At 66.8% G+C, this 7,457-nt stretch carries 10 protein-coding genes; 3 read left to right on the top strand and 7 right to left on the bottom strand.

Features of this window, described 5'->3' with window-relative positions:
- Nucleotides 1-360: hypothetical protein (locus MTBLM5_RS11185; protein ID WP_173976200.1), on the top strand; the 360-nt coding region annotated here is incomplete at its 5' end.
- Between the two features lie 135 nt (nucleotides 361-495).
- Here MTBLM5_RS11185 and MTBLM5_RS11180 read toward each other — a convergent pair.
- From MTBLM5_RS11180 to MTBLM5_RS11165, 4 genes are all read right to left on the bottom strand, one after another.
- Nucleotides 496-843: a hypothetical protein gene (locus MTBLM5_RS11180; RefSeq protein ID WP_173976199.1), complete on the bottom strand. Its 348-nt coding sequence runs from the start codon at nucleotides 841-843 to the stop codon at nucleotides 496-498.
- An 8-nt stretch (nucleotides 844-851) separates the two neighbouring features.
- Nucleotides 852-1,805: an FAD-dependent thymidylate synthase gene (gene thyX, locus MTBLM5_RS11175; RefSeq protein ID WP_173976198.1), complete on the bottom strand. Its 954-nt coding sequence runs from the start codon at nucleotides 1,803-1,805 to the stop codon at nucleotides 852-854.
- Nucleotides 1,806-1,873: 68 nt separating this feature from the next.
- Nucleotides 1,874-2,314 carry a type II toxin-antitoxin system RatA family toxin gene (locus MTBLM5_RS11170; RefSeq protein ID WP_173976197.1) on the bottom strand — a complete coding sequence of 147 codons (441 nt, stop codon included), beginning with the start codon at nucleotides 2,312-2,314 and terminating at the stop codon, nucleotides 1,874-1,876.
- The gene (locus MTBLM5_RS11165) at nucleotides 2,314-2,652 is read right to left on the bottom strand and encodes a cyclic nucleotide-binding domain-containing protein (protein WP_068497054.1); all 339 of its coding nucleotides are present in this window, start codon (nucleotides 2,650-2,652) and stop codon (nucleotides 2,314-2,316) included. The genes MTBLM5_RS11170 and MTBLM5_RS11165 overlap by 1 nt, the downstream gene beginning before the upstream one ends.
- Before the next feature lie 238 nt (nucleotides 2,653-2,890).
- On the opposite strand from MTBLM5_RS11165, the gene MTBLM5_RS11160 reads away from it, so the two are divergent.
- Complete coding sequence (locus tag MTBLM5_RS11160) at nucleotides 2,891-3,373, top strand: hypothetical protein (RefSeq protein WP_173976196.1); 483 nt, start codon at nucleotides 2,891-2,893, stop codon at nucleotides 3,371-3,373.
- A complete protein-coding gene (locus tag MTBLM5_RS11155) occupies nucleotides 3,370-3,633 on the top strand; it encodes a hypothetical protein (RefSeq protein WP_173976195.1) in 264 nt (87 codons plus the stop codon). The genes MTBLM5_RS11160 and MTBLM5_RS11155 overlap by 4 nt, the downstream gene beginning before the upstream one ends.
- A 3-nt stretch (nucleotides 3,634-3,636) precedes the next feature.
- On the opposite strand, the gene MTBLM5_RS11150 is transcribed toward MTBLM5_RS11155, so the two are convergent.
- The 3 genes from MTBLM5_RS11150 to purD are packed head-to-tail and all read right to left on the bottom strand — an operon-like array spanning nucleotide 3,637 to nucleotide 7,399.
- A complete protein-coding gene (locus MTBLM5_RS11150) occupies nucleotides 3,637-4,422 on the bottom strand; it encodes a phosphatase PAP2 family protein (RefSeq protein ID WP_173976194.1) in 786 nt (261 codons plus the stop codon).
- Nucleotides 4,419-6,128, bottom strand: a complete 1,710-nt coding sequence (locus MTBLM5_RS11145; protein WP_254431003.1) for a glycosyltransferase family 39 protein — start codon at nucleotides 6,126-6,128, stop codon at nucleotides 4,419-4,421. Before MTBLM5_RS11145 ends, MTBLM5_RS11150 begins: the two co-directional genes overlap by 4 nt.
- Nucleotides 6,125-7,399 carry a phosphoribosylamine--glycine ligase gene (gene purD, locus MTBLM5_RS11140; protein ID WP_173976203.1) on the bottom strand — a complete coding sequence of 425 codons (1,275 nt, stop codon included), beginning with the start codon at nucleotides 7,397-7,399 and terminating at the stop codon, nucleotides 6,125-6,127. The genes MTBLM5_RS11145 and purD overlap by 4 nt, the downstream gene beginning before the upstream one ends.
- Between the last annotated feature and the right edge of the window lie 58 nt (nucleotides 7,400-7,457).

The raw sequence follows: 7,457 nt of genomic DNA, 5'->3' as shown, positions 1-7,457 counted from the left end.
ATAATTCCGTTCCAGCAGCCGGTGGAGGACCGGCTATGCAAGCCCGAGTGCGTCCATCGCACGCTCGACGATGCTCTGCAACAGGAAGTGCGTGCCAAGGAATACCCGCTGGTGGTGGCCTTCGCGAAAGCTGACCTGGAATTGGCTCGTGCGGTAGGGGGCGTACGGTCCGCGAAGGTCACGGCGATTGTCGTGGGAGCCCCCTATGGGCTGCCGATCCGCTATTCTGTATCGGTTGACGGTCCAGAGAAGGGCGTTTCGGCGACGGTGAAGCCAGTGCGCTCCGATGGCAAGGTCTCGTTCCTACTGGCCTGCATCGTGCCACCCGGCGGCCCGGCGCCGGCCAGTTGCAAGCAATAAACGCGTCGGGCCGACCTGGTGGGGCAGATGTTCGGGTTGGGCGTGGAAGCGCTGCTGCTTTTGCCAGACGGCTTAGCGCCAGCTTTACCGTGCCGCCTTCGGAAAGGTCGCAGCCCTGGACCCTATGTTCGCCCCCTAAAACTTCCTCTCGACCTTCTCGCACATTCCCTCGACCTTGATCTGCTTGTCGACGCGGGCGAAGTGGCCCGAGACGCGGTCGATGCGGAACACCAGCGCCGAGCGGCCGCCGGCCGGGTCGTAAAGGCCGAAGCCGTCGCGGTAGGACATCACGCCATAGCTCTTGCCCGACACCGTCTCGGTCGCCTCGCCGCGCTTCTCGTCGATGGAAAAGGCGAAGGGGCCGGCCTCGAGGGCGGGATTGTCGGCCTTGCAGGCTAGCCGCAGCGTCGCCGTTTCCTCCTGGGCCACGGCCGGAAGGGCGGTCAGCACGGCGATGGTCAGGATCACAAGACGGCGCATCATGGTCTCCGTTAAGCAGAAATCCCCAGGCGGTCGCCCAGTTCGCGCGCTTCGCGCTTGGAAAGGCCGTAGGCGCCCGCGTCGGCCAGTGTCGCCTTTCCGGCCAGCATGTCCTTGACCAAGGCCAAGTCCATGCGCGACAGCCGCGAGGCCTCCAGCTGATAGTCGCGGAAGGCTTCGGTGGTCACCGGCACCCAGTCGGCCATGACATCCAGGATCTTTTCGGCGAAAATGCGGATCTCGAACTGGGCGTGCGGGTCGGCGCGCAGCCGCAGGAAATGCATCAGGTTGTGCAGGTTGGTCTGCCAGTACATCTGGGTATAGGTCGACAGCGGCAGGCCGATGCGGGCCAGTTCGCGGGCGATGCCGTCGCGGCCCTCGTCGATGGTTTGGCCGTCTTCGTCGGCGTTCAGCAGATGGTGGTAGGTGGCGAAATTGCGCAGCGCTTCTTCCTTCAAGATGCGCAGCACCTGGGCGGAATCGTCTGGCGTAAGGGTGTCGCCGCGGCCCTGCTTGTTGTCCTTGGACTGCACCGCCAGCTGGCTGGCGTCGGGCATATAGAACTCGTCCGGCATGATCGAGTAGCGGGCCGAATATTCATTCAAGCTTGCGGTGCGGTGGCGCACCCACTGGCGCATCACGAAGATCGGCAGCTTGACGTGCAGCTTGATGACGCAGCCCTCGAACGGGCTGGTGTGGAAGTGGCGCATCAGGTAGCGCAGCAAGGCGCGGTCGTCGTTCAGGCCCTTGGTGCCCTTGCCATAGCTCATGCGCGCCATCTGCAGGATCGACAGGTCGTCGCCCATGTAATCCTTGACCGCGATGAAGCCGTGATCCAGCACCGGGTGATAGACGTTCAGATGGGCTTCCATGCCCGCCGACACCGGCCGGAAGGTCTGCGACAGCTCGCGAACGGGCGCGTCGGCGGCTTCGGGAACGGGCTTCTCGGCATCGGTGGCGGACATGGCGGCGGCGTCTCCGGTTATCTGATGCGCTGGTTATAATGACAAGATGTTGTGGTGTAAAGTCTGGGTCATGCCATATATACCGCTTTGGCGCGGGCGCGGAAGTTGTGCTCGACCCGGCGTTCGACCTCGCCCATCGACAGGGCGGCCAGGCCTTGCAGCAGGGGCGATTTCAGGGCCAGGCGATATTCGGCGATGGCGCGGGCGCCGCCGGTTTCGATGGAATCGAAGCGCCAGGCCAGGCGGAAGTCGCGAAACGGGCCGTCGGTCGAGGTGATGTCCAACCGGTCGGGCGGGGCGGGGTGGGCCAGGCTGGTGAAGGTCACATCCACCGGGCCGGCGCCGAAATGGTTTTCCACCCGCCACATTCCGTCGGCCCGCTCGACGATGCGGGCGGCGCGGCACCAGGGGATGAAGGCGGGATAGGCTTCGATGTCGGCGGCGATGGCGTACAATTGCGCGGGCGTCAGGCCGGGAAAGTCGGCCCGCATGCGGCCCGACAGCGCCATCAGCGGGTCAGATTGCGGATGTTGCGCACGAAGATGTTCAGCAGGCCGCGGATGAACGGGTCGGACTTGGCCAGCTTCTCGCGGAAGGTGTCGCGATTGATGATCACCACCGACAGGTCGGTCTGGGCCTTGGCCGAGGCCATGCGCGGCTTGTCGTCGACCAGCGCCATCTCGCCGAACAATTCGCCCTTGCCCAGGGTGGCCAGCACCAGCCCGTGCTTGGAAATCTCGACCATGCCGTCCTGGATCAGATAGGCGCGGTCGCCCTGGTCGCCTTCGTTGAAGACCTTCTGGCCGGCGTAGAAAATTTTCCGCTCGAGGACCTTGCCCTTTTCCATGAAGCGCCCCTTCTGGACCTTGTGTGGTGATTCTGCCATTCGCCATGCGAATTTCCGGAGCAGGACACCAGCGATGACCCGTCTAACTTTAGGGGCAGATTGTGCGGAAGTCACCCCCCGGGCTGGCATTTTTTACACCGCTGGCGTGAATTCGGCGGCTGGCGTACAGTGATTCCATTGTCTGCCCCAGGATTTGGTAAGCTTTGGCATGAATGCTCCGTCCAGTCGCGATGCCGGGATGCGTGACCGGTTGCTGCACCGGCTGCGCTCGCTGATGGCGCGCTCGGTCGCCAACGGCGCGACACCCGAGGAGGAATTGGTGGCGGCGCGCATGGCCGGCAAGGTGATGGCGCAACTGGACGCCATGGCCGGCATCGCGCCCTTGCCCGAAGCCAAGACCGTCGCCGTCGAAATTCGCGCCGAGCGCGATTCCCGCGAATACCAGCAGCTTCTCGAGAAGAACACCACCGAAAGCCTGTTCAAGGCGGCGATTCAGGAACTGGCGCTGGAGCATGTCAACCGGGTCGCCCCACCCCGGAAGCGCCTGCCCGGCGAGCAGATGGAACGGGTCGGCATCGTGCCCTTGCTGGAGCCCTATCTGGCGATGGTGCTGGCGGCCGGTAGCAACCGGCTCGGCCTCGACATCTTGCGCCGGACCATCGAAGAGCTGGTCTATGATGGCCAGTTGCCGCCCTATCTCGACATTCCGGCCAGCCGATGAAAACCCTGTCCGCCCTGACCCTGGTGCTGTCTCTGGCCGCCTGTGTCGGCAAGGCGCCGCCGGTCGCCAGCCCCGACAAGGCGATCAACCAGGATGGCAGCGTCAAATATCGCTGCGTCGAGAATTCGCCGCCGCCCGGCTATCAGGGGCCGGTGTCGCCCTATTCGGGATCGTGCGTCAAGGAATCGGCGCTCCCAGCGGTGGCGCCAGCCGGCAGCCACGATTACAGCCAGGGCATGCCGCCGCGTCCGGTGCGTTAAACTTTACCGCCAATCCCGGGGCAGCCGCCATTGCGGGTCCAGTCCGCGCGCCTTGAACAGGCGGGCCAGCAAGATGGTGACCATGATGGCCAGGAAGCTGCCGGCGACCGCGTCCGACAGGTAATGGACCGTGACCACTACCCGGCTGAGGGCGACCAGGGTGGCGATCAGCAGCCACAACAGGTCATAGCGCGGAAAGATCACCATCAGCGCGGTCATGGCGGCGAAGCCGGCCTGGCTGTGGCCAGACGGGAACGAGTTCATCGCCCAGGCTGTGTTGAACGGCTCGAAGCCGTAAAGGCCCTGCTCGAACAGATAACGCGGCCGCAGGCGGCCGACGCTGAACTTGATGGCGTTGCTGATCAGGCCCGACACCGCCATGGTCAGGAACATGAAGCCCGGCGCCACCGACAGCCGGCGCCAGACATCGGCGGCCTCGGGGGTGACGGCGCGCATCGATGCCGCCAGCATGCCGACAAAGGCGATGCCCGACGGGATCAGATACAACTGGGCCTCGCCCAGATGGGTGATGATCCTGAAGAAGCCCTCGATATCGCCGCCGACATGGGCCTTCAGCAGCCGGGCCAGCGGCCGGTCGATGATCAGCATCGCCAGGCCGCAAAACAGCACGACATAGACGAACGACCAGGCCAGGGGAAAGCGCCGGGTCCGGGCCGCCTGGGCGATCAGGTGCGGCTTGGCGAAACGGCGGACATCAGAGGCTGCCAGACGCAACCCTTCCCAGGCGACGGCCAGGCGTTCCATCAGGCTGATGTCCGGCTTGATCATGGCGACTTCACCCCATAGACCGTCAAGGCGGCGCGCTTGCCGCGCGAATAGTTGAACCCGTCGATTCGGCCGAATTCCTCGATTACCAGCCCAAGCTCTGCGGCACGGCCAAGGAAGCCAGCTTCCTGCTTGTCCTCGACCACCGCCAGGGCGCGGCGGTTGGCGGCCAGGTGGGCGGCGGCGGCGGAACCGTCGGCCAGCTTGGTCTCGGTGCCCAGCCAGAACACCAGACTGGGTTCCGAGAAGCCGGCGCTGACCACCGGGCCGTCCGATCCCACCAGTTTGACCATCTGTGCTGCGCCGCGCGAAAGGAACATGCGGTCCAGCGACGGCAGCACCCCTTGGAACAGCACGGGATAGGTCGCCAGCGCGGTCAGGCCCAGGGCCAGGGCGGCCTCGGGCAGGCGGCCCTTCCAGGCCAGGGTGGCCGGCAACAAAGTGGCCAGCACGATGCCCAACGCCGCCGGCACCGACAGCCAGACGAAGCCCCCGCCCAGGACGATGGGCAGGGCCACCACCAGCCCGGCCAGGGTCAGGCCGACCAGGCACCACACGCCGTACCACGCCCGCGCCCACTTGGTCTGAAACGCGTCCAGCCCCTCGATCACCAGGGCGGCGCCCATCAGGGCCAGGGCCGGAAAGGCCGGCAGCACGTAATGGGGCAGTTTGGTGGGGATCAGCTCGAACATGATCCAGGTCGGCACCGCCCAGGCCAGCAGCACGCGAAAGGCCAGGCGGTGTCGCTGCCCCCACATCCTGGACGCCGCCGGCAGCAGCAGCAGCGAGCCGGGCCACAACAGCACCACCGACAGCACCAGATACTGGCCGGGGAAGCCGCCATGGCTTTCATGGGCGCCCAGCAGCTTGGGCAGCAGGTCGCCCTTGACCGCCTCGCCGACGAAGGCGCCGCCGGTGGCCTGCGACACCGCGGCGAACCACGGCGCGGCAATGGCGGCGGCGACGATGGTGCCCAGAACGGGGCGCATCGGCACCAGCCAGCGCACCTGCCGGTCGGCCAGCCCCAAGGCTGCGATGGTCAACAGGCTGATCACCGGCACCACCGGCCCCTTGACCAGGATGGCCGCGCCCTGGACCAGCCAGAAGGCCAGGGCTTCCCAGGTGCCGGGCATCTTGATGGGGCTGGCGGACGCGGAGCCGCAGCCGCCACCCGACGGGGCGGCGGCATCCTTGGCGCGGGCGGCGACGTAGAAGCGGGCCAGCAACCCCTGGGCGGCCACCACCAGGGCCAGCATGATGGCGTCGGTCTTGGCCTGGTGGGCTTCGGACACCAGCATGGTGCAGGCGGCCAGCAGCATGGCCCCGACCAGGGCCGGGCGTTCGCCGATCAGGGCGCGGCCGAAGGCGAAGGTCATCAAAACGGCGGCCCAGGCGGCCAGCGCCGAGGGCAGGCGATAGGGCCAGGTCTGGGTCGAGGCCGGATGCGACAGCGCGCCGACGCTGCCCGCCTGCAGCCAATAGGCCCCGGCCGGCTTCTTGGCCCGCATCTCGCCCTGGAACTGGATGCGGATATAGTCGCCGGTCTCCAGCATCTGCCGGGTCGCCTGCATGAAGCGCGATTCGTCGCGGTCCATCGGCGGCAGGTCGGCCAGGCCCGGCGCGAACAGCATCAGGCAGAACAGGCTGAGCAGCGCATAAGGCTTGAAGCCGCCGGTCAGCCGGTCGAGCGAGGGGATGGCCAGGCTCACCGCGCCAGCGCCCGCCAGGCGATGTCGCGGCGGCAGAAGCCCTGCGGCCAGTCCAGCGCATCGACGGCCAGATAGGCGCGTTCGCGCGCGGCGGCGACATCGGTGCCGATGGCGGTGACGCCCAGCACGCGCCCGCCGGTGGCGACCACCTGGCCCGAGCCGTCGCGGGCGGTGCCGGCATGGAAGACGGTCACGCCCTCGACCGCGCCGGCGGCGTCCAGCCCGCCGATCACGGTGTTCTTTTGGTACGAACCCGGATAGCCCTGGGCGGCCATCACCACCACCAGGGCGCATTCGTCCGACCATTCCAGGCGGATGCCGTCCAGTTTGCCATCGGCGGCGGCGGCCAGCACCGGCAACAGGTCCGATGTCAGCCGGGCCATCAGAACCTGGCATTCCGGGTCGCCGAAGCGGACGTTGAATTCCAGCAATTTGGCCTGGCCGTCCTTGATCATCAGGCCGGCGAACAGCACGCCGGTATAGGGCTTGCCCATGGCCGCCATCTGGCGGACCGCCGGCAGGATGCAGGTTTCCATCACCTGATCCCGCAACGCATCGGTGAAGACCGGGGCGGGGGAATAGGCGCCCATGCCGCCGGTATTGGGGCCGGTATCGCCGTCCCCGACCCTTTTATGGTCCTGGGCGGCGATCAGGGGGATGGCGGTGGTGCCGTCGCACAGGGCGAAGAAGCTGGCTTCCTCGCCGTCCAGGAATTCCTCGATCACCAGTTCGTCGCCGGCGGCGCCGAACACCTTGTCGCCCATCATGTCATCGACGGCCTTCAAGGCCTCGTCCAGGCTCATGGCCACCACCACGCCCTTGCCGGCGGCCAGCCCGTCGGTCTTGACGACGATGGGGGCGCCCTTCTCGCGCACGAAGGCCTTGGCCGCCTCGATGTCGGTGAAGCGACCGTACCAGGCGGTGGGGATCTTGGCCTGCCACACCACGTCCTTCATGAAGCCCTTCGAGCCTTCCAGCTCGGCGGCGGCCTGGGTCGGGCCGAACACCCGGATGCCCTGGTCCTTCAGACGGTCGGCCAGGCCCAGCACCAGCGGCGCCTCGGGGCCGGCGACCACCAGATCGACGGCGTTGGTCTTGGCGAAGGCCACCAGCTTCTCGACGTCCTCGGCTCCGATGGCGACGCATTCGGCCACGCTTTCGATGCCGGCATTGCCGGGCGCGCACCACAGGCGCGTCAGCAGGGGCGATTGCTTGATCTTCCAGCACAGCGCATGTTCGCGGCCGCCGCCGCCCACCACCAGAACCTTCATCACCGTCTCCAGGCGTCGATCCATTCCGACCGGGTTGTAGCACGGTCGGCGGGGTTTT

This window comes from Magnetospirillum sp. LM-5 (assembly GCF_902729445.1).
Taxonomy (GTDB): Bacteria; Pseudomonadota; Alphaproteobacteria; order Rhodospirillales; family Magnetospirillaceae; genus Magnetospirillum.
Note: the sequence above shows the minus strand (reverse complement) of the source record. Positions and strands in the feature narration are given on the sequence as shown.

Bases quoted from the DNA above. Each gene is read 5' to 3' on its own strand.
- MTBLM5_RS11180 (WP_173976199.1), bottom strand. From the start codon at position 843: ATGATGCGCCGTCTTGTGATCCTGACCATCGCCGTGCTGACCGCCCTT.
- thyX (WP_173976198.1), bottom strand. From the start codon at position 1,805: ATGTCCGCCACCGATGCCGAGAAGCCCGTTCCCGAAGCCGCCGACGCG.
- MTBLM5_RS11170 (WP_173976197.1), bottom strand. From the start codon at position 2,314: ATGGCGCTGTCGGGCCGCATGCGGGCCGACTTTCCCGGCCTGACGCCC.
- MTBLM5_RS11165 (WP_068497054.1), bottom strand. From the start codon at position 2,652: ATGGAAAAGGGCAAGGTCCTCGAGCGGAAAATTTTCTACGCCGGCCAG.
- MTBLM5_RS11160 (WP_173976196.1), top strand. From the start codon at position 2,891: ATGCGTGACCGGTTGCTGCACCGGCTGCGCTCGCTGATGGCGCGCTCG.
- MTBLM5_RS11155 (WP_173976195.1), top strand. From the start codon at position 3,370: ATGAAAACCCTGTCCGCCCTGACCCTGGTGCTGTCTCTGGCCGCCTGT.
- MTBLM5_RS11150 (WP_173976194.1), bottom strand. From the start codon at position 4,422: ATGATCAAGCCGGACATCAGCCTGATGGAACGCCTGGCCGTCGCCTGG.
- purD (WP_173976203.1), bottom strand. From the start codon at position 7,399: ATGAAGGTTCTGGTGGTGGGCGGCGGCGGCCGCGAACATGCGCTGTGC.